Here is a 22,581-nt window from a genome sequence, read left to right as displayed (position 1 = left end):
TTAATGCTCTAATAATGTGACACTGACTTTTACATCGAGAGTCTGCTGGCCACCCCGGTATACACCCTGCAGCGGACTGACATCGGCATAGTCACGTCCCGTTCCAATACGGATATGCTGCTCAAGAGCTTCTACGTTATTCGTCGGATCAAGGCCGACCCAGCCGATGCCGGGAACCATTACTTCCACCCAGGCATGAGTAGCAGCATCCCCTATTAGCGCAGAGTCTTCCCCAACATACAAATAACCGCTGACATAACGCGCCGGAATCCCTTTGGCCCGCAATACTGCCAGCATGATATGCGCATAATCCTGGCAGACACCTTTTTTATTAGGCCAGCTTTCATACGCCTTCGTATCCACATGGGTGGCTGTTCCATCATAAACAATCAATTGATGGATATAGGCCATCAAATCGAGCGAAAATCTGACCGGATCAGCGGGGTCTCCGACAGCTTGTGTAATCTCCTCTATTTGTTCTTTATACAAAAACGTATAGGGCGTCTCATTCAAGTATGCCAAGTAATGTTTATGAAACAGCTCCGAGTGGAAAATCTCCCTCATTTCATCTGTGAAATGAATCATCCGGAGAAACGGACTTTTCTGGATACTTACGATCGAATTCGTCTTCACTTCCAAATGTTCATGTTTCTCCGGTATGAAAAATGTCTCGACATGGTTGCCCCACAAATCAATGTGCTCCTTTGTCATGGAAGCAGGCGTGATTTCGGTACGATAAGACAACACTCGCTGACACTCATCTGTTCTCGGCTTCAGCCTGATATGGTTCATACTTTGATCCACGAAACTTTCATAATAAAAGATATTCGTATGTTCAATTTTATACTTCATGATGCCGTCCCCCAACCACGGAAAAATCGTTACGTACTAATGTATGATGAGCGTACTCTTATAGTACCCACTCTTTATCGTGAAACCCTTACCTTCTATTTTATTTCAATCGGTTCAATCAAATAGTAAGTTTCAGAGAAAATTCTGCTCACCTGTATACAGCGATTTTGGAAATGATCCAGGAAGCCCATCAGCTCTTCCATGGCCATGGCTTCCAGGTTGAAATCAGAGATTTCCTGCTGGATTGTTTCAAGCAGATGGAACAATCGTTCTGAATAATGGTGGACTTCCCCCTTTTCTAATTTGCGAATGGTTTCCATCACATGATCGACACAGTAACGGATCGAGCGCGGGAACCTTTCTTCTTCAATGATGAAATGAAGGACATGCATCGCATTCATTTTAGGAGGGAATTCTTTGATATAGGCATCATATCCGTTTACCAGCCTTAAAGCAGCGAGCCAGTAATAATGATGATTGACCGATCCCTGTTTTTCCTTTCTTGCTTTCTCGCAGATGACGTTCAAAATTCTCGCCGTCTTCTCTGCCCGTTCCAGCCATTTGCCGATTTTTATGAAGGAATAGGGGACGCCGCGAGTCATTGTTGATTCAATTACACCCTGGGCGGTCATCGATGTCATTGTAATTGTGTTTAGGAAATTTTGAATTTCCTGGATCGTAAACTCATTTCGGCGGACTGCCGGCAGTTCCAGATAAAAACGGTTCAGTCCTTCCCACACTCCTTCAGGAATGATGTCCCTTGTCGCACGAGCGTTCTCACGCGCATAAGTCATACAATTGACGAGTGAGTTGAAATTCCCTGGCTCGAACGCCACATAATGGATGATCTCCTCTGACTTCAAGTTTGGATACTGGACTTGATAATCCGCTAAGGACGCAGTGATTTCTAATACTTCCTCCCAATCACGATTCAGTACCTCTGTATCATTCGCTTCCAGCATATTGATCAACTGTACATCGAGGACTCGGGCATTATTTTCAGAGCGTTCCAGGTTTCGCGCCATCCAATATAACGAGTCAGCCACTCGACTAAGCATAGCCATTCCCCCTCTTTTTCAATACCCATGTATCTTTCCCTCCACCGCCTTGTGAAGAATTGACGACAAGCGACCCTTCTTGCAGGGCTACCCGGGATAACCCGCCAGGCAATACATGACTTTCCTGCCCGCTCATGACAAATACCCGCAGGTCGACATGGCATGGGTAAAAGCGCCCTTTCTGAAAAGCCGGCGCCCTTGACAATTTAATGGTTGGCTGGGCGATATATTGATTCGGTTTTTCTAAAATCTTTTCACGAAAGACAGCAATTTCTTCCTTACCCGCATGAGGACCAATCAGCATATCATAGCCCCCGGATGCCCCGACGTTTTTCACTACCAATTCATCCAGATGATCAAGTACATAAGTACGCTGTTCCTCATTACGCAAAAAGTATGTTTCCACATTTGGAATGATTGGTTCCTCATCTAAGTAATAGCGAATCATGTCGGGCACGTACGCATACATCGCCTTGTCATCCGCTACTCCATTGCCGATACCATTTACAATGGCTACATTTCCTTTGCGATAGGCTCGGAGCAGACCGCGTACTCCTAACACAGATTTAGGGTCGAAAGCATCGGGATCCAGAAAATCATCATCTATCCGACGGTATATGATATCGACTCGCTTCAACCCCCGAATCGTTTTCATGTACACGACGTCATCCCTGACAAGAAGATCGCGTCCTTCGACAAGCTCAATGCCCATTTGCTGGGCCAGGAATACATGATCATAATACGCAGAATTATAGCTTCCCGGTGTTAGAAGGACGGCACAGGGGTTATCCGGTGAGGTGGAGTTAGCCGGAACATAGGCCATCAGTGCCTGATGAAGTTCTGACAACTGATGCTCAAGCGTTTCAATGGCATGCTCGAAAAATAATTCCGGATATACCTGCCGCATGACATAACGGTTTTGAAATACATAGGACAATCCTGATGGGTTGCGCAGGTTATCTTCGAGCACCCGGTATTCCCCATGCTCATCACGAATTAAGTCGATTCCAGCGAGGAAAATATGGTTTTGGTAAGGGATATCAAGCCCTGATGCTTGCTCGCGATAGTAATAGGGATTTTGTTCTACTAATTCTCCAGGAATGATACCATCCTTGATGATTTCCTGATCTCGATATATATCTTCCAAAAATAGATTAAGTGCTTTGACACGCTGCTTCATACCTTTTTCAATGCGCTGCCAATTTTCAGAGGGAATTATGATCGGCACGAAATCAAACGGCATGGTTCGTTCCGTTCCGACAGTCTCGTTATACACCGTAAAAGTGATTCCTTTTCGCAAAAAACTTAATTGGGCTGTTTCATTTTTTTCATGGAGGTTATCAATAGAAAAGCGGCGGAGCATTTCATAGAAGTGTTCATAATGAGGCTTGGGCTGTTCTTTGGCGAGCATCATTTCATCAAAAAAGCTTTCCATTTCATAGTGTTCCAGCATAAAAATCATCCCCCCTATTGTTGGTATAAAGTCTTATACCCTAAAAAAGCACCAAGTAGTCAGAAAATTTTCCAAACTACCTGGTGCTTCTGTTATACTATTATTTAATAGAAATAGCAATCTTTCCTTGAGCGTGGTGAGTTTCACTCAGTTCATGCGCCTGTTTCAGCCCTTCTTCGGAAAAGTCGAATTGGTGGCCGACAACCGCCCTTACCTTACCTTTCTTAATCAGGTCCGCGATTTTGGCAAGCTGCTCTCCTTCTGGCTCCAGCCAGTGGAATCCTGCTTTGATTCCTAGTTCTTTTGCTTTTTCTTCTTCAGGCGGCTGGACGATTGAAACAAGCTTTCCACCATCTTTCAGGACTTCATAGCTTTTCTCCTGAACCTCTCCGCCGATCGTATCAACGACAATATCGAAACCTTCGAGTACTTCACTGAAGTCTTCTTCCTGATAATTGATGAAGCGATCGACACCAAGTTCTGTCACCCAGTCCTGGTTCTTGCCGCTCGCTGTGGTAGCAACATAGGCACCGAAATGCTTCGCCAGCTGGATCGCATAGCTTCCTACTCCTCCAGAACCAGCGTGAATCAATACTTTATCCCCATCCTTAATTTCAGAAAAATCGATTAGACATTGCCATGCAGTCAGCCCAGCCAATGGGACAGATGCCGCTTCTTCGTAAGTGATATTTTCTGGCATGTGGGCAAGCAGGCGTTCATCAACTGCAGCATATTCCGCATATGTTCCCAGCCGTGTTAGGTCCGGCCGTGCGAACACATTGTCACCCTTTTTAAATTTCGTTACATTCTTTCCTGTCTCTGCAACAACACCAGCCAAGTCCCATCCAAGGATAATTGGAAAATCAAAGTCGGCTTTTTCTTTTAAATATCCTTGCCGCAGCTTCCAATCAATCGGGTTAATCGAGGCCGCATGAAGTTCGACAAGGACTTGATCGTCTGTAATTTCCGGTTTATCTATCTCTCTCATTTTCAGTTGTTCTTTATCGCCATAATTATCAATTACAACTGCTCTCATAAATGATCCCTCCAGAATTGAGATTCTTACATCATTTTTCCCCTGTCAGATTGAACTAAACATGATACTATTAACAAAGGATTTATAAAGGAGATACACTATGTTAGAACAAGCACGAAAAAAATTACAAGAATACTTCGGATATCAAACCTTCCGCCCCGGCCAGGAGGATGCCATCAGCCAGATTCTCCAAGGAAACAACACCCTTGCTGTCATGCCGACCGGCGGCGGGAAATCAATCTGTTATCAGATACCAGGGCTCGTTCAGCCTGGAACAGCTATTATCATTTCCCCATTGATTTCATTAATGAAAGATCAGGTTGATGCACTTACTTCTATGGGTGTAGCCGCTACCTATATCAACAGTTCTTTAAGTATGGAAGAGCAGCAGGAACGCCTGCGCGCAATGAGACAGGGGCGTTATCACTTTATCTATGTCGCACCGGAACGCTTTGATTCCTCCAACTTCTTTTATGCGATTCAGTCGATACCGTTATCGTTGATCGCCTTTGATGAAGCCCACTGTATCTCGCAATGGGGGCACGATTTCCGGCCAAGCTACCGATCGATTGTTCCGTTGTTGAAAAAACTCACAAACCTTCCAACCATGATGGCTTTAACTGCCACAGCCACCAAGGAAGTCATCAACGATATACAGCATTTGCTGCATGTTCCGGAAACCTCCGTTATCAACACAGGGTTTGCACGGGATAATCTATCCTTCCGCTTGATCAAAGGTCAGGATAAACGTGATTTCCTGCTGAATTATGCTACGGAACGAAAAAGTGAGTCCGGAATCATTTATGCCGCAACTCGAAAAGACGTCGATTTTATTCACCAGTTTTTATTAAGAAAAGGGTTCCAGGCAGGTAAATATCACGCCGGTCTTTCGGAAGACGAGCGAAAAGAAGCCCAAAACAGCTTCATCCAGGATGAAACGCTGATTATGGTAGCGACCAATGCATTCGGTATGGGGATCGATAAATCCAACGTCCGCTACGTCATCCACTACTCGATGCCAATGAACATTGAATCTTACTACCAGGAAGCGGGGCGCGCGGGAAGAGACGGCGAACCAAGTGAATGCATCCTGCTATTCTCGGGACAGGACGTCAACTTGCAGAAATATATGATCGAGCAGTCGACCTTACCTGATGAAAAAAAGGCAAAAGAATACGAGAAACTTCAGTCGATGGTGAATTACTGTCATACCCACCACTGTCTGCAGCAATATATCCTCGACTATTTCAATGACCCGACAGGCAGTGAGCCATGCGGCCGCTGTTCGAACTGCTTGTACGATGGTGAGCGGGAGGACATGACGAAGGAAGCCCAAATGGTTTTATCATGTGTGAAACGGATGGGGGAACGATTTGGAGCAGGCCTAACAGCCAAGGTGCTTCGCGGATCCTCTGACCAAAAGGTAAAAGAGTTCGGTTTTAACCGGCTGAGTACTTACGGTTTAATGTCGCAATACACGGAAAAGGAACTGACGAGCTTTATTCACTTTTTGACAGCAGAGGAATTGTTGAACCCTGGTCAGGGTAAATTCCCGACATTGCAGCTGACACCGAAAGCAGTCGACATTTTGAAAGGTGAAAAGCAGGTTTGGATGAAAATCGAAAAAACAGCCAGAAGGACGGAAGTGGATTACCACGAAGAACTGTTTGAATCCCTGCGCAGCCTGAGGAAAGAAATTGCTGACGAACATAACCTGCCGCCATATGTCATCTTTTCTGATGCCACCCTTAAAGAGTTGGCTCGCTATTTACCAGCATCCAAGTCAGAAATGCTATCCATTAAAGGGGTGGGTGAGCGGAAATACGAACAATACGGAGAGACATTCCTGGCAGCTATCGAGCCATTTAAAGAAAAACACCCAGCCGCTGTCAAAGGGCCGACGCCAATTTTCCAAAAGAAAACCGAGCAGGATAAAGAACCTAGTTATATGATTTCTTACCGGTTATGGAAAGAAGAAGGTAAGGATCTGCCTGAAATTGCCCGCGATCGCGGAATGAGTGAAATCACCATAGAAAATCATCTTTTCCGAGCTGCCAGCGAGGGTCACGAGTTTGACTGGAGTCAATGGTTTGACGAACAAACCGAAGCAGAAGTGCTTCGGGCCCGGGAAACGTTGGACGAGGATGAAGGTTTAAAAGTATTAAGAGAAGCCTTGGATCACGCCTACGATTACACCATAATTAAAGGTGTGCTTGTCAAAAACGGATTAGCCAAATAACAAGAGCCCCGGCAAAGGGCGCCGGGGCTTCTTTGTATTGGTTTGTAGCATATATGCTTAGCTTTTCTCATTTAAATTTGAAAGTGTCTCTCATAATTTAAATATTGTCTCTTTTATTTTAAAATTTGTCTCTCTTTTCTTAAAAGTTTGCTCATATAGCTTTGTTTTTTCTCATAACTCTATCAATTGGCTCTCATACAGGCTTTTTTTAGAATATTCAAGTGAGGTTACAGATCTGAATTACTTCCCTCGTTCGCGCAGAAACCTTAGAACTTCCCGTTCTGTCGGCATGCCTCCTTGCGCACCTGGTTTCGTCACAGACAATGCCGCGCCAGCGTTAGCGAATTGGCACGCCTCCTCTAACGAATATCCTTGAGCGATACGAGTACTCATTAAGCCACAGAAGGTGTCACCTGCGCCAGTTGTATCGGCTGGGGTGACCGGGAACCCTGGGACAGTGACTGCTCTCCCCTTCTCATAGAACATCACTCCTTGTTTTCCTTTTGTAATAATCAGCTTCTCCTCGAGAGCTTTCCTACTTTCATAATGGGTCATTAAGTCTGCTGCTTCCGATTCATTCGGGGTAAGGTATGTAATTTTATCCAGCAACTCTTTGCTTAACGGCTGTGAAGGTGCAGGGTTAAGTATAATGGGTACATTCGCTTCGAACGCGATTTCCGCTGCTTTCTTCACAGACTCCATCGGTATTTCCAACTGTAGCAATACAATATCACTATTGGTGAGCAGTTCGCGCTGCCGTTCTACATGTTGTGGCGTCACTTCTCCATTTGCTCCGGGTACGACTACGATCCGGTTATCTCCTTCGGTTAAAAGGATTGTCGCCGTTCCCGTCCCTATCCCTGTCATCGTTTTAATTCCTGCAGTAGCTATTTTTTCTTTTGCTAACATTGTTTTCAGAGATTTTCCAAAAGCATCATCCCCAATAACTCCAACCATGGAAACCTCAGCACCGCCTCGTGCGGCTGCTACTGCCTGATTGAAGCCTTTTCCACCAGGGTAGGTAGCAAATGACGTGCCATGCACTGTTTCTCCCTGGTGCGGCATTCGGTCAAAAGAAGTAGTCAGATCCATATTGATGCTCCCAACAACCGCGATTTTCGGTTTTGTCATTGGCAATACTCCCCTTATCACACAATATGTTAAACCTCAGCCCAACTTGAACGTGCAATGACCAAGAGAGGTACCGTCCCATAAGAACTCCATATGATCACCATTGGAGATTGGTCCCACTCCTTGTGGTGTTCCAGTGAAAATGATGTCCCCTTCTCCTGCACCTAAATGCATGCCACAATAATCAATTAACGTCTGTAAATCAAAAATCATCTGTTTCGTATTTCCGCGTTGTGCTTGTTCACCATTTTTCAAAAGCACAAAGTCACTTTCCTTACACTCCTTTTCCCCGGGAAACGGGATAAAACCCCCAATTACTGCTGCATTAGGAAAGCCCTTAGCCAACAACCAGGGATGCCCTTTTTTCTTTAGTTCACTTTGGACATCTCTCAAGGTAAGATCAAGCCCAACCGCCATGCTATCAACAATGTCATCCACTTTGATGCCTTGTTCATAATTTTTCCCAAGACGAATGACCAGTTCAGCCTCATAATGGACTTCCCCTTTGTCGCCTGGGAGCATAAGTTCTTGCCCATCCGCTTTCACAAGCGAACGATTAGGCTTGGAAAATAACAGCGGTGAAGTCGGTACGTCATTATTCAATTCCTTTGCATGCGCTACATAATTACGGCCTACACAATAAATGTTATGTATATCATTCATGTTCCTCATCCTCTCGATTTTTTAAATACATAGCTTACCTTGTCATAATTCATTTTATCTTCATAAAAACGGTGGGCGTCTATTCTTTTTAGTCCTGAAGATAAAGCCACACTTTCATAGCCATTCTCCTGGGCCCATCCTTCGACAAATTTAAGCAATTCATCACCATAACCACGAGAACGCTGTTTACTATCTGTCACCAGGTCGCACACCCAGACAAAACGGCCGTAATACAGGGTAGTCATCGGTTCAAAACCTACGACCGCTACTATGTCCTTGCTTTCAACTAAGGCAAACAATTTATATCTATTTTTCGCCTGGGCTTCTGTTACAAGTTCCAGGTAGGTATCTTTATCCAAATGAGTACGTAATTGTTTCATAATTGGAAACGCTTGAAGAATTTCTTCATCAGATTGCAGTTCTTTTATGGTCATAGCCTGCATTACAAAGCTCCTTATCTGAATTTTTTTAATATCACTAGATTAACATATTTACATTGTTCAATGGGTAATAGACTATGGGTGAATCCATAAGGTAAGCTTACGACATGGTATCAATGGAGCATATGATCATGTATCTATCACTGAGAGATGCGGCTATCTGAAAGCCCTGTTGACTGGGGGCGTTTTATTTGTCAGTTGCTGTCAAAAAAAGTATAATCTTATAATTAGTCTGTGAAACTATCATTTGATTTATATAGAAAAGGAGGAAGCAGTATGCCGGATCAGAATTACAACAAAGTCTTAATGGCAGGATTATTACTGGCGGGTTCGTTTATCACCATTCTTAACCAAACACTGATGATTACGGCGATTCCTCCGATCATGCACGAAATGAATGTCTCAGCCAATTCAGCACAGTGGCTTACGACCGTTTTTATGCTCGTGAATGGAATAATGATTCCAATCAGTGCGTTTTTAATCGAAAGGTTTACAACAAGGCAGCTTTTCATTACCGCTATGAGTGTATTTACATTTGGTACGGTCGTCGGTGGTCTTGCCCTGAACTTTCCAATGCTGCTGGCAGGAAGAGTCATCCAGTCAGCTGGTGCCGGGGTATTACTGCCATTGATGCAAACCGTTTTTCTATTGATTTTCCCTGTTAATAGACGCGGAGCTGCGATGGGGTATATCGGTCTGGTCATTTCCTTTGCTCCTGCTATCGGCCCGGCATTATCGGGATGGATCACGGAAAATTATTCATGGCGAGCATTGTTTTGGCTGGTGCTTCCACTGGCACTAGGTATCATTGCTATCGCCTATTTCATCCTGAAAAATGTAACCGAGCTTACATATCCCAGGGTGGATATACCATCTATCGTCATGTCTTCCATCGGATTCGGAAGTCTTTTATACGGGTTTACCAGCGCTGGCAACAATGGGTGGGATAGTTCCATAACGATGACGTCGTTAAGTGTGGGTATTTTCACACTGATGCTATTCATTACACGACAACTGAAAATGCATCATCCGATGCTTGAGTTCCGAGTCTTCAAACTACGGACGTTCACGATAGCGACGATCATTGGGATGATCGCCTTCATGGGGCTGATTGGTTCAGAGACACTGATCCCATTATATATGCAGAATATGCGTGATTTCACTGCGATGGAATCTGGGCTTGTGCTCTTGCCAGGTGCCCTGATTTCAGGCTTCATGTCCCCGATTACAGGAAGAATTTTTGATAGAATCGGGGCCCGCCTGCTTGGTATTGTAGGGATGACGCTGATCACGGGTGCTACTCTTGCCCTATCCTTCCTGGACACCCAAACGACAATGGTCTATTTAACCGTCATGTATGCCATTCGGATGTTTGGTTTATCGATGGTGATGATGCCTGTTACTACAGCTGGACTCAACCAGCTTCCGAAAAAGCTGATCCCACACGGGGCGGCTATGAATAATACGATGAGGCAAATCGCTGCATCAATCGGAACAGCTATTATTGTCACTGTGATGACAACAACTGCTCAAACCGCTTCCCAGCAGCCTGATATCGCTAATCCTGATATTTACGGTGTAAATGTAGCTTTTCTAGTTATTACTGCCTTATCGTTTATTGGTATCTTCTTATCAATTTATGTTAAAAAAACTTCCCCTCCAACAGAGGAAGAAGCGGAAACAGGAACAGAAGACAGTTAATCAAAAAGAACGAGCACTGCTTGAATAGTCGCAGTGCTCGTTTTATTCACATTTCTATAGAAGCTTTTCTTTTACGAAAGTCTGTAGTTTTATAATATGTGTCTTTCACTAAGATATTAGGACCGAGACATTTAACTGCCGGACAATGACAGTTCAAACTTTTGGCTGTATCTGTCTTCATCCAACGCGAATAAGCTTCAGGCAGTGAAGTATCTTTAATGTTTCCTAACGGGGGTTCATCTCCAAAGTCAGTCACAATTACCTCACCTGTAAAGATATTGACATTCAACCTGGACCTGCCATCTGGATCATTTCTAACCGTGACATTTTTTTCGTCATATAGTCGACGAAGCAGATCCAAATCCTCCTGAGATGAACTGCATGCGTAAAAAGGCAAAGTTCCAAATAGCATCCAGACATTCTCATTCCGGTGATCCAGCAGTCTTGTAATAGCCGTACTCATCTCATTTAAATCAAGGGTTTCTAAGTTGCTGGCAAAATCCACCGGGTACATGGGGTGGATTTCATGACGGGCACAGCCCATTTCTAAGATGTGATCATGAATTTTTTCCAAATAAGGTAACGTGCGCTTGTTCAGCATCGTTTCGGCAGATACCATAACCCCTGCTTCCGATAACCTTTGTGAATTTTCTACCATACGGACAAAAAAAGATTCTCGTTTCTCAAGAGATGGTTTTCTGTCCATTCGCGCAAAACCAGTTTCTGCGAATTCTTCTAATGTGCCCCAGTTATGGGAAATATGTAAAACATCTAAAAATGGGATGATCGGTTCGTAACGCTCATAGGGCAGAGTTAAATTTGAATTGATTTGAGTTTTCACCCCACGGCTATGAGCATATTTTAATAACGGCAAAACATAATTCCTAATCGACTTCCTGGACATCATCGGTTCCCCGCCTGTAATACTAAGGGTACGCAGGTTAGGTATTTCATCCAGACGTTTCAAAATCAGATCCATAGAAAGAGATTCCGGGTCTTTGTATGATAATGTTTCACCTACAGCGCAATGAGCACAGCGCATATTACAAAGTGTAGTTGTGGTAAATTCTATATTTGATAATGTCATTTCTCCGAATTCTTCAACATCCATGTAAGCTTCCCACGGGTCATTTGAAGGAGATATCTCTTTATTATTCAGTTGCGTTTTCACTTCGGCTTGCTCCCTTCCTTCAATTAAGTTGCTAAATCTATCAAAATGGTACTCTCACTATTCTATCACCTCCACACCCTATTATTACAGGGGCTGACCGGTTAGTTATTGGAAGGCTCAACAATAACAAGCTATAATGATGACAGGAGGCGATTTGATGAAAAATTCCAAACTTTCCCGTCAACACGCAATCGACAAAGACCAAAAAGATCAGCTAAAGCGATTCAAACAAGAATTTCACATAAAAGAAGGAACGTTATACATGGATGGAAACTCGCTCGGCCTGTTATCAAAACGAGCGGAAAAAACATTGCTCACTTCTCTGGAGGATTGGAAGGAACATGGGATAGAAGGCTGGACGGAAGGCGAACAGCCTTGGTATTACATGTCTGAAAAACTTGGTGAAATGACAGCTCCTCTTATCGGTGCCAAAAAAGAGGAAGTGATCAATACCGGTTCGATTACAACTAACCTTCATCAGCTGCTGGCAACCTTCTTTAACCCTGACGATAAGAGAAACAAAATACTGGCCGACACCTTGAATTTCCCTTCCGACATATATGCCTTGAAAAGCCAACTGCGCTTACACGGACTGGATCCTGAAATCCATTTAATCCAGGTAACCAGCGAAGACGGCCGCACATTGAATGAGGAGGAAATCATTGAGCAAATGAATGAAGAGACAGCTTTACTCCTCCTCCCATCCGTTTTATATCGAAGCGGTCAGCTGCTTGATATGAAGAAGATCACAGAAGCCGCACATGCACAGGGAATTATCGTCGGGTTCGATCTGGCCCATTCCATTGGCGCTCTGCCACATGAGCTTCACGATTGGGGTGTCGATTTCGCTGTCTGGTGCACCTATAAATATTTGAACAGCGGCCCTGGAGGCGTTGGCGGCTTGTATGTCCATGAAAAGCATTTAGGACAGGCCCCCGGGCTTGCCGGCTGGTTCAGTTCCAGAAAAGATAAGCAGTTCGACATGGATCACACCCTGACTCCGTCAGAAACAGCAGGAGCTTATCAAATCGGGACACCTCACATACTAAGCTCAGCACCCTTGCTGGGATCATTGGAGATTTTCCAAGAAGCAGGCATCGATAACATCCGGAAAAAATCACTCGACCAGACCGCTTTTATGATGCAACTGATCGAGCAGGAGCTTGACGGCTACGACTTCGAAATTGCCAATCCGCGTCAAGCAGAGCGCCGGGGTGGCCATGTCAGCCTCGAACACAAAGAAGCTGCCAGAATCTGCAAAGCACTAAAAGAAAAACAAGTCATCCCGGATTTCCGTGCGCCTAACGTCATCCGCCTTGCACCTATCGCCCTTTATGTCTCCTATGAAGATATTTACGAGATGGTCATGCGGCTAAAAGAGATTATGGATAAGGAAACCTATAAAAAATTTGAAAACATACGAGGAATTATTGCATAAAGGAGGCCTCCACATGAAAATCATTGATATTTCGATGACCCTTGATAAGACTACTCCCCCATGGCCGGGAGATGAGCGTTATAACTACAGCCTGACCTGGTCCATGCAAGAAACGGGGGCCGTCAATGTCGGCAGCATTAAAATGAGCAACCACACCGGCACCCATGTCGATGCCCCTTTTCATTATGCTTCCGCCGGACTGAAAATTGCAGACTTACCTTTGGAGAGGTTTCACGGCATTGCCCTCGTCGTTGATGTATCTGGCAAAAAAACAGTTGAGGCGAAAGATTTGCAGGACACGGATTTAACAGGAATCTCTAAGCTGATTTTGCAAACGAAGAGCTGGCAGGATCGGTCAGAGTTTCCACCGTCTTATACCGTACTCGGCGAAGATTTAGGTTCATTTTTAAAAGCAAATGGCATTGATCTGGTAGGAGTCGATACGCCATCGGTCGACCCGGAAACAAGCAAAGAATTGAAAGCACATCATAGCTTGCATAAAAATGATGTACTGATTCTTGAGGGGCTCGTGCTCGATCACGTAAAGGCAGGGATTTACGAGCTCAACGCTTTTCCTTTAAAAATGACAGAAGCTGACGGCAGTCCAGTACGTGCGGTGTTGAAACAGATTTAATGTTAAAACAACCCCAGCATCATTGGATGCTGGGGTTTCTAAGTCATAACTTTTGATAGCGTGCCATCTCATTCGCAACCTTAGGTGCCAGCCAGACTACTGGAAGTAATAGTAACGAAACAGGTACAGCGGTCACGACAATGAAAGATTGTAATGCACCAACGCCGCCTTCCCCAATGAATAACAAGATAGCTGCTACTGTTCCCATGACTACAGACCAGAAAATCCGAAGCCATCTTTGCGGGTTCCCCTCTCCTGTAACTGCCATAGAAATGGTATAGGACATCGAATCATTTGTAGTAACTACAAATAATATAGTCAGCAGCAAGAAAAGTGGAGAAATAATTTCACTTAGTGGAAACTGCTCCGTAATTGCGAACATGGCAGCTCGTTTCCCCGCTTCATTCAATGCTTGAGATACAGAGCCTGCTGTTTCCATTTCGAAGAAAATACCCGAACCGCCAAGCACTGTAAACCAAAAGGCTGAAATCACTGGTGCCATAATTGAAATTGCAAGGATAATCTCCCTTATCGTCCGGCCTCGAGAAATACGACTGACTAGAATCGCCATCATCGGACCATAACCGATAAACCATCCCCAAAAGAACACCGTCCACAACGATAGCCATTCTTCATCGGCACGGAAAGTACTCATCGGAATGAATTCTTGCACGTAAAATCCGAAAGAAGAGATAAAGTAATCAATAATAAAACCACCGGGACCAAATAACAGTACAAATAACATTAAAGCAACTGCCATCCGGACATTGAAGCTGCTTAACCATTGAATACCCCTGTATAAACCAGTGACTGCTGATATTGTGGATATAGTTACCACAGCAATAATAATGGAAAGCTGTGTCCCGAAAGTATCCGGGATACCAAAAATCGTGTTTAGTCCATAACTTGCCTGCGCTCCCAGGAAGCCGATTGGTCCAATCGTTCCTGCGGCAACAGAAATAACTGAAAAGGCATCAATAACCGTACCAAACCAACTGTCCCTGAGTTTTTCACCGAAAATAGGGTACAACAGTGTTCGCGGCTTCAACGGCATCCCCTTGTGATAGTGGCCATACATCATTACGACAGCACTGATGGTACCTAATATCGCCCAGGCAAGAAATCCCCAGTGCATAAAACTTTGTGCTAATGCTGCGTTAATTGCTTCTGTAGTTCCGGCTTCTATTCCTTCATGAACGGGAGGAACAGTAAGAAAATGATACATCGGTTCTGCAGCTGCCCAAAATACGCCACCGCCTGCAAGCAAGGTGGCCATTATGATCGATAACCATTTCCACAAACCAATTTCCGGCTTATCCAAGCCTCCCATCTTAACCTTTCCCCTTTTAGAAAAGGCAAGCCAAAGGCCGACGAAGAAGGTAGCCAACATCAACACCTGCCAAAAGGCTCCAAAATAATTCGAAGAAAGAACAAGCCCTTCTGTTACCAGTTCAGAAACCATAGGTAAATCTATAAATGCGAGTAAAATAAATAGAAGCAGAGCCCCTCCACTTATAAGTAAAACCGGCCAGTCTATCCGACCGTATTTCTTTTTTTCCATAATAATCTCCTTTGTATTTGAAATAAAGCACAATGACGAACTATACCACTTGTAATCTATGTTGTAAAACGAAAAAAACCTCATCCGTAATAGGATGAGGCATTCTAAGATATTTTAAACTCAGTCACCATCAATACCCTGGTCTTCTCCAGGGTTTAAACGTTTCTGACATTCTGTGCAAAGTTTCACTTTTTCTTCCCGTTTACTGGTCAGCAGCTTTCCGCAGTTGCTGCATTTACCAAATTCATTCGGATTAGCCTGAAAACCCATTAAATGCTTATCCGGACCAGTCATATTCAAACAACTCCTTATACAACGGATTATATCTTTGCTTTACCCGCCTCAAATAAATCGAAACTTTCTGGTAATAGAAGATGATCATCTCTTAAAAATAAGGGAAGATTATATTAAAATGAAATCAGTTCGCACCAGGAGGACGTTTTATGTTCAAGCAATTGATTAAACGACATAAGTTATTATCACTTCTCACTGTTTCTATAGCGTTAGGAGTTTCTATATTTTTTATAAAATCCCCTTATACGAGTTCCCAGGACAATTCTTCTATCACTCCTACTTTGTTTATCCATGGGTATAAAGGTGGTCCTGGATCGTTTAACACGATGATTGACCGTCTGGAAGATAACCAGCTGGGAGAGAAAGAAATGACCGTGCGTGTCTCTTCTAAGGGAAAAATTATGATGCGAGGGCGATTCTCAGCTGAACAGCATCCATTTATTCAAGTGATCTTTCATGACAATCGTGCATCACTTACTAATCAGACACTTTGGCTGCAGGAAATCATGCATAAACTTAAAGTGGATTACGGGATACAGCAAGTAAATCTTGTCGGCCATTCTATGGGTGGCTTGGCTGCTGCGAATTTCATGGCTCAAAAAGACAGTTCCCTTCCCACTGTTGAAAAACTAATTGTGATGGGAAGCCCGTTTAAAGGAATAGATAAGGAAGAGTATTTTGACATCAATACCGGAGAAGCTCTTACAGATTTACGACCAGACGCACAATTACTGTCAAGGCTGTCGGGGAATAAAGACTCATTTCCTAGCCACCTCAAAGTGCTGGCAATCGCTGGCGCTATCGATGCAAAATATACGAATGAGAATGCAGATACTATAGTAAAACAAAAAAATTACGATGGAGGAGACGGGCTCGTCAGCATATCCAGTGCCCTTGGCATCAAAGAGGTTGTACCAGCGAACAACTACCATGAGGTAATCGTACGAGATGTCGAAGCTACCCATTCCGGTTTACATGAACATCCATCTGTCGACAAGGAAGTTGCTACATTTCTCTGGAAAAAATAAATCCTCCCGCCAGGGGGGTTTTATTTTTAAGAGGGTTAAATTTTAAAAAACATTAAGGCTTTCGCCATACTTGGCGACAAGCCAGGATTTTCACTTCGCCTCTATGATAAAGCTTGCGAATTCCTCCCCATCAACGGTTACTTCCATCAGCCATAGCCCGGCTTTATCTAAACCGAATTTCGCACCGCTTGAAGCATCGGCACTAACTTCTGAGAAATTATTACCGCTGATCCTCCGTTCATAAAGCGTAACCGATTCATCTGCTTCCTCATGAGTAGCTGTCAAGGTATAGTTTTTTCCTATCAATTCATCTGATTCGCCCCAGAAATAGACGGAATAATGACGTCCTTGAGGACCAGCAGGAAATGCAGGTTCATTTTCATTTCCGTTCTCTTTGACGATGGCAAATTTCCCTTCTTTTCCATAAAAAGTCCGGTCATCGACTTGGAATGTCTCATCCTGGCTCCATACTTCCTGCGGTTCTTCTGCTTCACTTGTACATGCAATTAATAATAGAAGTATTAGTATTGCGCTGACTGCTGCTCTTTTCATGGCGATTCCACCCCTTCACTTTCATCATCCATTACTAAGAATATTCGAGACATGCTAGAAATAACCTTCTACTTTTTCCATTAAAGCTCCCAATAACTGAAGACTCAGTTTCAAGATATATTTGTTTCGGTTATGGAAGTAACGGTATGGAGGTCCGGGAATTCACTCGCATTCCATGGGCATGCGCTGAGACATATTCTTAATGGAAAAGGAGGGAATGATTAAATCATCATCAAAAATGTAAGCATCAGAACCTTCTCTCATCGCGAGGGGAGGGTCTTTCAGTCGATAAAGACTGTTAGAAGAGTGGAAATGTATCGGAGCGGTCTTTAGAACATGAAAAGAGACCACTAAACAGTATGGAGAAGTGGCTAACGGTCATTAGAAAGGGTATAAAGACCGCTGCGCAGTGGATGTGCAGCCGGGACGGTCTTTATCAGGCAGCTTAAGACCATGGGACAACGAATGAACTAAGCGGACGGTCTTAATAAAGCGGAGTTGAAAGTCCTCAACGAACTCCCGTGGAAAGCTACTCGTTCCCCCACGCCCCGTTATTCCAACTAATATCTCGAAACTGAGTCTTCCACAATTCGGCCCTTTTATTGAATAAGCCTCTTTTGGCAAACAACAACGTTTTGTAGAAAAAAAGCAAATGCCGGATGTCTGATGCATCCGGCATTTGCTCTTTCGAAACTAATCGAATTTTATAGCCCAGCTGCCATTTCGCATGACCGCTTCTGTTGTTCCGTCTTCTAACACACCATCGATATCCAATTCCCCAGACCCCATCATGAAGTCGACATGGGAGAGGCTGTCATTGACACCGTGCTTGTCCAGTTCTTCTTCGTTCATATCGGAACCACCCTTCAGGCTATTTGGATATGCTTTGCCTAACGCCAAATGACAGGAAGCATTTTCATCATAAAGGGTATTATAAAAAATCAGCCCGGATTGAGAAATCGGTGATTCATTCGGTACAAGTGCCAGCTCGCCAAGACGGGTCGAACCTTCGTCCGTCTCCAAAAGATGCTTCAGCGTAGCTTCTCCTTGACCTGCTTTATAATCGACAACTTTTCCATCCTTAAAGATCAATGTAAAATCATCAATCAGGTTTCCTCCATAGTTCAATGGCTTCGTACTGGAAACCTGGCCGTTGACACCATATTTATGCGGTACAGTAAACACTTCTTCTGTTGGCATATTCGCATTGAACGGGATACCTTCTTTTTCAGTCTTAGAAGCTCCGCCCTTCCATATATGTCCTTCTGGAAGTTCCACTTCCAAGTCTGTTCCTGGTGCGTTATAAACGAGCTTTCTATATTTTTTACGATTCAAAAATTCGCGCGCCTGCGCCAGTATCCTGTTATGTTCCTCCCATGCAGTCACGGGATCATCTTGATCGACCCTTACAATAGTAAAGATTTGTTCCCACAAGCTGGCCACTGCTTCTTCTTCATTGGCATCCGGGAAGATTTTCTGTGCCCAGGTGGTGATCGGGATCGAAACGATGGACCACTGAATACGGTCATTCATTGTATAATTGCGGAAGTTCTTCATTGCTTGTGCCCCTGCTTTATTCGCTGCGGAAATCTTATCTCCATCTATCCCCTGCAGCAAGTCAGGATCCGTGGACCGGATGGATAAAATAGCGGCTCCACCTTCAGCAAAGTAGTCATACATGTCCACTTTCCATTGGGGAACCTCTGAAAGTGTTTCTTTGGACTCGTGTTCGTATTTGGTACGAGTGATGGCATCATCTGACCAATTAATATGAACCGTTTTTGCGCCCATTTCATAAGCTTTCTTCACGACGATACGGGTAAAGTCCGCACCTTCAATGGTCGAGTTGATCATCAGCAATTGGTTTTCCTGCAGGTTAACACCTGTTTTCAATGCTAATTCGGCATATTTTTCTAACATTTTTTGTTCTGGCATATGTAACTCCCTCTCTCAATTTTCGTAACCTCACTAATTTCTATTATTCCATAATTTGTCTTAATAAACAAAAATATCCCACAGCATTAACTGTGGGAATTTTTTACATTCAGCCGTTTTCTAATTCTTCGACAAGCAGTGACAACTCCTCCCATCGTTCCATCGCCTGTTCTAATTCCGTTTCCAGGCTTTCCTGTTCACTGTACATCTCCTGCACTTTGCCAAGATCGCTGCCTGCTTCAGCAATGGATGTCTGCAAACCTTCAATTCTCCCCTCCAGGTCGGCGATTTTATCTTCGATGCCTTCCCATTCTTTTTGTTCATGGTAAGAAAGTTTCCTTTTCTTGCGTGCTGGTTTCTGTGCAGCCTTTTCTTTTTCAGTCTGCTCTTTTCTTTCCATACTCCGTAGACGGTCGGCTTCTCTTTTTTCTTCAAGGAACTCGCTATAGTTCCCATGAAACTTTTTAATCTGTCCCCTGCCTTCAAAAGCGATCAGTCGATCCGCTATCCGATCAAGAAAGTAGCGATCGTGGGAAACCGTTACTACAGCCCCAGGAAAGTGATCCAGGTAATCTTCTAAAATACTTAATGTCTTTGTATCCAAGTCATTGGTAGGCTCATCCAAAAACAATACGTTCGGTTCCTGCATCAGTACACGCAGCAGGTATAATCGGCGGCGCTCTCCCCCCGATAGCTTTCTGATATAGGTCCACTGCTGAGATCTTGGAAATAAAAACCGTTCCAGCATTTGTTCTGCCGTTATTTCCTGTCCATCCGCAGTAGTAATCACTTCGGCTACCTGTTTGATATATTCGACTACTTTCAAGTTCCCATCGATTTCCTCGTGATCCTGGGTGTAGTAGCCGATTTTCACTGTTTCCCCTACATCTATTTCACCTGTATCCGGTTCAATCCGCTGCGACATGATGTTGAGTAATGTCGTCTTACCGCTTCCATTCGGACCGATAATACCCAACCGTTCTTCAGGTACAACCAAATAACTGAAATCCTCAATCAACGTTTCCCCTGCCAAACGTTTACTGACATTTTCCAGCTCGATGACTTTCTTGCCAAGGCGGTTCGAGCCGATAGCTATATCCATTTGCTCTTCTGTCTGGAGACCAGACTGGTTCTGCAAGGTTTCTACCCGTTGCTTGCGGGCCTTTTGCTTAGTTGTACGTGCTTTCGCTCCACGCTTCAACCACGCCAATTCCCGCCTAAGCGTATTTTGTCTCTTTTCCTCGGAAATCCGTTCCTGCTCGTCACGCTCGGCTTTCTTTTCTAAATAGGTTTCATAGTTTCCCTCATAAATATAGAGTCTGCCCCTATCCAATTCATAAATCAGATTGGTTACTCTGTTTAAGAAATAACGGTCATGTGTGACGACTATCAAAGATCCCCGGTACTGGGAAAGATGCTCTTCCAGCCACTCGATTGTTTCATTATCTAAATGGTTGGTAGGCTCATCCAAAATCAACAGGTCGGCAGGCTGAATCAATGCCCTTGCGATAGCGACCCGTTTTTTTTGGCCGCCTGACAGCGCGCTGATCTTTTTGTCAAACGTATCAATGCCCAGTTTCGTCAGGATTGTTTTAGCAGTGGTGTTCGCTTCCCAGGCATCATTTTCATCCATTTGCTGCTGATTCTTCAGTAACTGTGCCTGGTACCTGGTATTTTCGGGATCCCTTTCAAGATGCTGCAGGGATTGTTCGTATGCCCGCATCGTTTTCATGATTTCGGAATCACCGTAATAAATTTGCTCTAATACAGTCAAATCCGGATCCAGTTTTGGTTCCTGATGCAGATATTCAATCCGAAAATCCTTCGCATGCTTCATATCACCTGCTTCTTTTGAATCCAGTCCGGCAAGCACTTTCAACAATGTCGACTTCCCTGTCCCATTGACACCAATCAAGCCAATCCGCTGGTTTTGAGAAATTGTAAATGAAATATGGTCAAACAGGGTTTTATCCCCATAGGTTTTTGTCAAATTCTCTACTTGCAAAAGACTCATGTCTATCACCCTACCTTTTAAACTTCCCCTATTATAACATTCTCGCTCTTTTCATTAACACTTGTGACTAAACTGAAAAATATTATCAATTAGACTTGACTTGAGAATCGTTTTCAGTAATATTAAAGATGAGATTGAAAATCATTATCACCTAATCAATACAAAAAATTACATACGAGGTGAAAGGAATGAAGAAAAGCAAGTTGTTTTTATTAGGTTTTGTATTTATTTTTTCCATCTTGGCATTAGCTGCCTGCGGCGGCAGTTCCGAGGAAGAAGGGTCAGATAATTCTTCAGAGAGCGAAGAAAATACTTCTGAAGGAACGGAAGAGAATGCTGAAGCCGGTGGCGAACTAAACCTTTATACAGGTCGTCACTATGAAACAGATCAACAGCTGTATGATAAGTTCACAGAAGAAACAGGCATCAAAGTAAACGTCATTGAAGGTAAAGATGATGAGTTGATCGCACGCCTGGAGCGGGAAGGCAAAGCATCAGAAGCTGATCTTTTCATCACAGCTGATGCCGGTCGTCTGCACCGTGCTAAAGATAAAGACCTCCTTCAAGAGGTGGAAAGCGATGCACTTAATGAGAATATTCCAGAAAAGTTCCGTGATGAAGACAGCCAATGGTTTGGCCTGACCAAACGTGCTCGTGTTATTGTGTATAACAAAGAAACAGTCAACGAGGACGATATCAAGAATTATGAAGACCTTACAAAAGAAGAGTGGAATGACAAAGTCCTGATTCGCTCTTCTGACAACATTTACAACCAGTCATTATTAGCATCTATGATCGCTACAGAAGGAGAAGAAGCTGCCAAAGAATGGGCACAGGGAATTGTTGATAATATGGCACGTGACCCTAAAGGCGGCGATCGCGATCAGGCAAAAGCTATTGCTGCCGGCGAAGGTGATGTCGCTGTCATGAATACGTATTACCTGGGTCAGATGTTGAACTCTGAAGATGAAGAAGAAGTAAAAGTAGCAGAGGATTTAGGAGTCATTTTCCCTAATCAGGATACTACCGGCACTCATGTCAACATTAGTGGTGTTGCTATGACTGCAAGCAGCAAGAATAAAGAGAATGCCGTGAAGTTCATGGAATTCCTTTCCCAGGAAAAAGCTCAGAAAGATTTTGCTGAAGCGAACTATGAGTATCCAGTAAACCCTGATGTAGAACCTGCTGAACTACTTCAGTCATGGGGCGAATTTGAAGAGCAAGACATCAATTTGACAGAACTTGGTGAAAACAATGGAAAAGCTATCAAAATTATGAATGAAGTTGGTTGGAAATAATTTGACCATTTTATGACGCATGGGCCGTACCAAACAAGGTACGGCCTTACGTATATGTACATTTTCATTGAGAACTGTTATCA

19 protein-coding genes are annotated in these 22,581 nt (G+C 43.8%); 6 read left to right on the top strand and 13 right to left on the bottom strand.

Annotated features, from left to right (window positions below):
* The 4 genes from FHS45_RS12965 to FHS45_RS12950 form a co-directional block, all read right to left on the bottom strand.
* Complete coding sequence (locus tag FHS45_RS12965) at positions 1-852, bottom strand: transglutaminase family protein (protein ID WP_062442676.1); 852 nt, start codon at positions 850-852, stop codon at positions 1-3.
* A gap of 95 nt (positions 853-947) precedes the next feature.
* On the bottom strand, positions 948-1,910 hold the full coding sequence (locus FHS45_RS12960) for an alpha-E domain-containing protein (RefSeq protein WP_062442678.1): 963 nt from the start codon (positions 1,908-1,910) through the stop codon (positions 948-950).
* Entirely contained in the window at positions 1,903-3,363 is a 1,461-nt protein-coding gene (locus tag FHS45_RS12955; protein WP_062442681.1) for a circularly permuted type 2 ATP-grasp protein, read from the bottom strand. The genes FHS45_RS12960 and FHS45_RS12955 overlap by 8 nt, the downstream gene beginning before the upstream one ends.
* A gap of 100 nt (positions 3,364-3,463) precedes the next feature.
* Positions 3,464-4,399 carry an NADP-dependent oxidoreductase gene (locus tag FHS45_RS12950; protein WP_062442684.1) on the bottom strand — a complete coding sequence of 312 codons (936 nt, stop codon included), beginning with the start codon at positions 4,397-4,399 and terminating at the stop codon, positions 3,464-3,466.
* 100 nt (positions 4,400-4,499) lie between these two features.
* On the opposite strand from FHS45_RS12950, the gene recQ reads away from it, so the two are divergent.
* A complete protein-coding gene (gene recQ / locus FHS45_RS12945; RefSeq protein ID WP_062442686.1) occupies positions 4,500-6,638 on the top strand; it encodes a DNA helicase RecQ in 2,139 nt (712 codons plus the stop codon).
* Between the two features lie 240 nt (positions 6,639-6,878).
* Here recQ and rbsK read toward each other — a convergent pair whose 3' ends face one another.
* From rbsK to FHS45_RS12930, 3 genes are read right to left on the bottom strand one after another with little or no spacing between them, the layout of a single operon-like run.
* Positions 6,879-7,769, bottom strand: coding sequence for a ribokinase (gene rbsK, locus FHS45_RS12940; RefSeq protein ID WP_062442689.1), 891 nt, complete (start codon positions 7,767-7,769; stop codon positions 6,879-6,881).
* A 36-nt stretch (positions 7,770-7,805) separates the two neighbouring features.
* Entirely contained in the window at positions 7,806-8,432 is a 627-nt protein-coding gene (locus tag FHS45_RS12935) for a fumarylacetoacetate hydrolase family protein (RefSeq protein ID WP_062442692.1), read from the bottom strand.
* Positions 8,433-8,437: 5 nt separating this feature from the next.
* Positions 8,438-8,875, bottom strand: coding sequence for a GNAT family N-acetyltransferase (locus tag FHS45_RS12930; protein ID WP_062442695.1), 438 nt, complete (start codon positions 8,873-8,875; stop codon positions 8,438-8,440).
* A 273-nt stretch (positions 8,876-9,148) separates the two neighbouring features.
* Between FHS45_RS12930 and FHS45_RS12925 the strand changes: the two genes are divergently transcribed.
* Complete coding sequence (locus FHS45_RS12925; RefSeq protein ID WP_062442699.1) at positions 9,149-10,573, top strand: MDR family MFS transporter; 1,425 nt, start codon at positions 9,149-9,151, stop codon at positions 10,571-10,573.
* Positions 10,574-10,619: 46 nt separating this feature from the next.
* Here the strand turns inward: FHS45_RS12925 and yfkAB are convergent, their stop codons facing one another.
* Positions 10,620-11,744: a radical SAM/CxCxxxxC motif protein YfkAB gene (gene yfkAB / locus FHS45_RS12920; protein WP_062442702.1), complete on the bottom strand. Its 1,125-nt coding sequence runs from the start codon at positions 11,742-11,744 to the stop codon at positions 10,620-10,622.
* Positions 11,745-11,901: 157 nt separating this feature from the next.
* On the opposite strand from yfkAB, the gene kynU reads away from it, so the two are divergent.
* Together kynU and kynB are read left to right on the top strand one after the other, a co-directional pair.
* Positions 11,902-13,182, top strand: a complete 1,281-nt coding sequence (kynU, locus tag FHS45_RS12915) for a kynureninase (RefSeq protein ID WP_062442706.1) — start codon at positions 11,902-11,904, stop codon at positions 13,180-13,182.
* 13 nt (positions 13,183-13,195) lie between these two features.
* Entirely contained in the window at positions 13,196-13,816 is a 621-nt protein-coding gene (gene kynB, locus FHS45_RS12910; RefSeq protein ID WP_062442709.1) for an arylformamidase, read from the top strand.
* 43 nt (positions 13,817-13,859) lie between these two features.
* Here the strand turns inward: kynB and FHS45_RS12905 are convergent, their stop codons facing one another.
* Both FHS45_RS12905 and FHS45_RS12900 read right to left on the bottom strand, forming a co-directional pair.
* Positions 13,860-15,377 (bottom strand): BCCT family transporter, encoded by a 1,518-nt coding sequence (locus FHS45_RS12905; RefSeq protein ID WP_062442712.1) that lies wholly within the window; start codon positions 15,375-15,377, stop codon positions 13,860-13,862.
* Positions 15,378-15,497: 120 nt separating this feature from the next.
* Complete coding sequence (locus FHS45_RS12900) at positions 15,498-15,671, bottom strand: hypothetical protein (RefSeq protein WP_166761415.1); 174 nt, start codon at positions 15,669-15,671, stop codon at positions 15,498-15,500.
* Positions 15,672-15,820: 149 nt separating this feature from the next.
* Here FHS45_RS12900 and FHS45_RS12895 point away from each other — a divergent pair, with 149 nt between their 5' ends.
* Complete coding sequence (locus FHS45_RS12895; RefSeq protein ID WP_062442714.1) at positions 15,821-16,699, top strand: alpha/beta fold hydrolase; 879 nt, start codon at positions 15,821-15,823, stop codon at positions 16,697-16,699.
* A gap of 90 nt (positions 16,700-16,789) precedes the next feature.
* Here the strand turns inward: FHS45_RS12895 and FHS45_RS12890 are convergent, their stop codons facing one another.
* From FHS45_RS12890 to FHS45_RS12880, 3 genes are all read right to left on the bottom strand, one after another.
* Positions 16,790-17,251 carry a hypothetical protein gene (locus tag FHS45_RS12890; RefSeq protein ID WP_062442717.1) on the bottom strand — a complete coding sequence of 154 codons (462 nt, stop codon included), beginning with the start codon at positions 17,249-17,251 and terminating at the stop codon, positions 16,790-16,792.
* Positions 17,252-17,944: 693 nt separating this feature from the next.
* Positions 17,945-19,186 carry an aminopeptidase gene (locus tag FHS45_RS12885; protein WP_062442720.1) on the bottom strand — a complete coding sequence of 414 codons (1,242 nt, stop codon included), beginning with the start codon at positions 19,184-19,186 and terminating at the stop codon, positions 17,945-17,947.
* 109 nt (positions 19,187-19,295) lie between these two features.
* A complete protein-coding gene (locus FHS45_RS12880) occupies positions 19,296-21,200 on the bottom strand; it encodes an ABC transporter ATP-binding protein (protein WP_062442723.1) in 1,905 nt (634 codons plus the stop codon).
* A 188-nt stretch (positions 21,201-21,388) separates the two neighbouring features.
* Here FHS45_RS12880 and FHS45_RS12875 point away from each other — a divergent pair, with 188 nt between their 5' ends.
* The gene (locus tag FHS45_RS12875) at positions 21,389-22,498 is read left to right on the top strand and encodes a Fe(3+) ABC transporter substrate-binding protein (protein WP_062442726.1); all 1,110 of its coding nucleotides are present in this window, start codon (positions 21,389-21,391) and stop codon (positions 22,496-22,498) included.
* The last annotated feature ends 83 nt before the right edge of the window (positions 22,499-22,581 follow it).

This window comes from Thalassobacillus devorans, from assembly GCF_011761345.1.
Lineage (GTDB): Bacteria > Bacillota > Bacilli > Bacillales > Halobacillaceae > Thalassobacillus > Thalassobacillus devorans.
Note: the sequence above shows the minus strand (reverse complement) of the source record. Positions and strands in the feature narration are given on the sequence as shown.

What these genes read in the sequence shown, in the direction of transcription:
- FHS45_RS12930 (WP_062442695.1), bottom strand. Translation starts at nt 8,875, where the DNA reads ATGCAGGCTATGACCATAAAAGAACTGCAATCTGATGAAGAAATTCTT.
- rbsK (WP_062442689.1), bottom strand. Translation starts at nt 7,769, where the DNA reads ATGACAAAACCGAAAATCGCGGTTGTTGGGAGCATCAATATGGATCTG.
- FHS45_RS12955 (WP_062442681.1), bottom strand. Translation starts at nt 3,363, where the DNA reads ATGCTGGAACACTATGAAATGGAAAGCTTTTTTGATGAAATGATGCTC.
- FHS45_RS12875 (WP_062442726.1), top strand. Translation starts at nt 21,389, where the DNA reads ATGAAGAAAAGCAAGTTGTTTTTATTAGGTTTTGTATTTATTTTTTCC.
- FHS45_RS12895 (WP_062442714.1), top strand. Translation starts at nt 15,821, where the DNA reads ATGTTCAAGCAATTGATTAAACGACATAAGTTATTATCACTTCTCACT.
- FHS45_RS12885 (WP_062442720.1), bottom strand. Translation starts at nt 19,186, where the DNA reads ATGCCAGAACAAAAAATGTTAGAAAAATATGCCGAATTAGCATTGAAA.
- FHS45_RS12905 (WP_062442712.1), bottom strand. Translation starts at nt 15,377, where the DNA reads ATGGAAAAAAAGAAATACGGTCGGATAGACTGGCCGGTTTTACTTATA.
- FHS45_RS12900 (WP_166761415.1), bottom strand. Translation starts at nt 15,671, where the DNA reads ATGACTGGTCCGGATAAGCATTTAATGGGTTTTCAGGCTAATCCGAAT.
- kynB (WP_062442709.1), top strand. Translation starts at nt 13,196, where the DNA reads ATGAAAATCATTGATATTTCGATGACCCTTGATAAGACTACTCCCCCA.
- FHS45_RS12890 (WP_062442717.1), bottom strand. Translation starts at nt 17,251, where the DNA reads ATGAAAAGAGCAGCAGTCAGCGCAATACTAATACTTCTATTATTAATT.
- kynU (WP_062442706.1), top strand. Translation starts at nt 11,902, where the DNA reads ATGAAAAATTCCAAACTTTCCCGTCAACACGCAATCGACAAAGACCAA.
- FHS45_RS12925 (WP_062442699.1), top strand. Translation starts at nt 9,149, where the DNA reads ATGCCGGATCAGAATTACAACAAAGTCTTAATGGCAGGATTATTACTG.
- FHS45_RS12950 (WP_062442684.1), bottom strand. Translation starts at nt 4,399, where the DNA reads ATGAGAGCAGTTGTAATTGATAATTATGGCGATAAAGAACAACTGAAA.
- recQ (WP_062442686.1), top strand. Translation starts at nt 4,500, where the DNA reads ATGTTAGAACAAGCACGAAAAAAATTACAAGAATACTTCGGATATCAA.
- FHS45_RS12965 (WP_062442676.1), bottom strand. Translation starts at nt 852, where the DNA reads ATGAAGTATAAAATTGAACATACGAATATCTTTTATTATGAAAGTTTC.
- FHS45_RS12935 (WP_062442692.1), bottom strand. Translation starts at nt 8,432, where the DNA reads ATGAATGATATACATAACATTTATTGTGTAGGCCGTAATTATGTAGCG.
- FHS45_RS12960 (WP_062442678.1), bottom strand. Translation starts at nt 1,910, where the DNA reads ATGCTTAGTCGAGTGGCTGACTCGTTATATTGGATGGCGCGAAACCTG.
- FHS45_RS12880 (WP_062442723.1), bottom strand. Translation starts at nt 21,200, where the DNA reads ATGAGTCTTTTGCAAGTAGAGAATTTGACAAAAACCTATGGGGATAAA.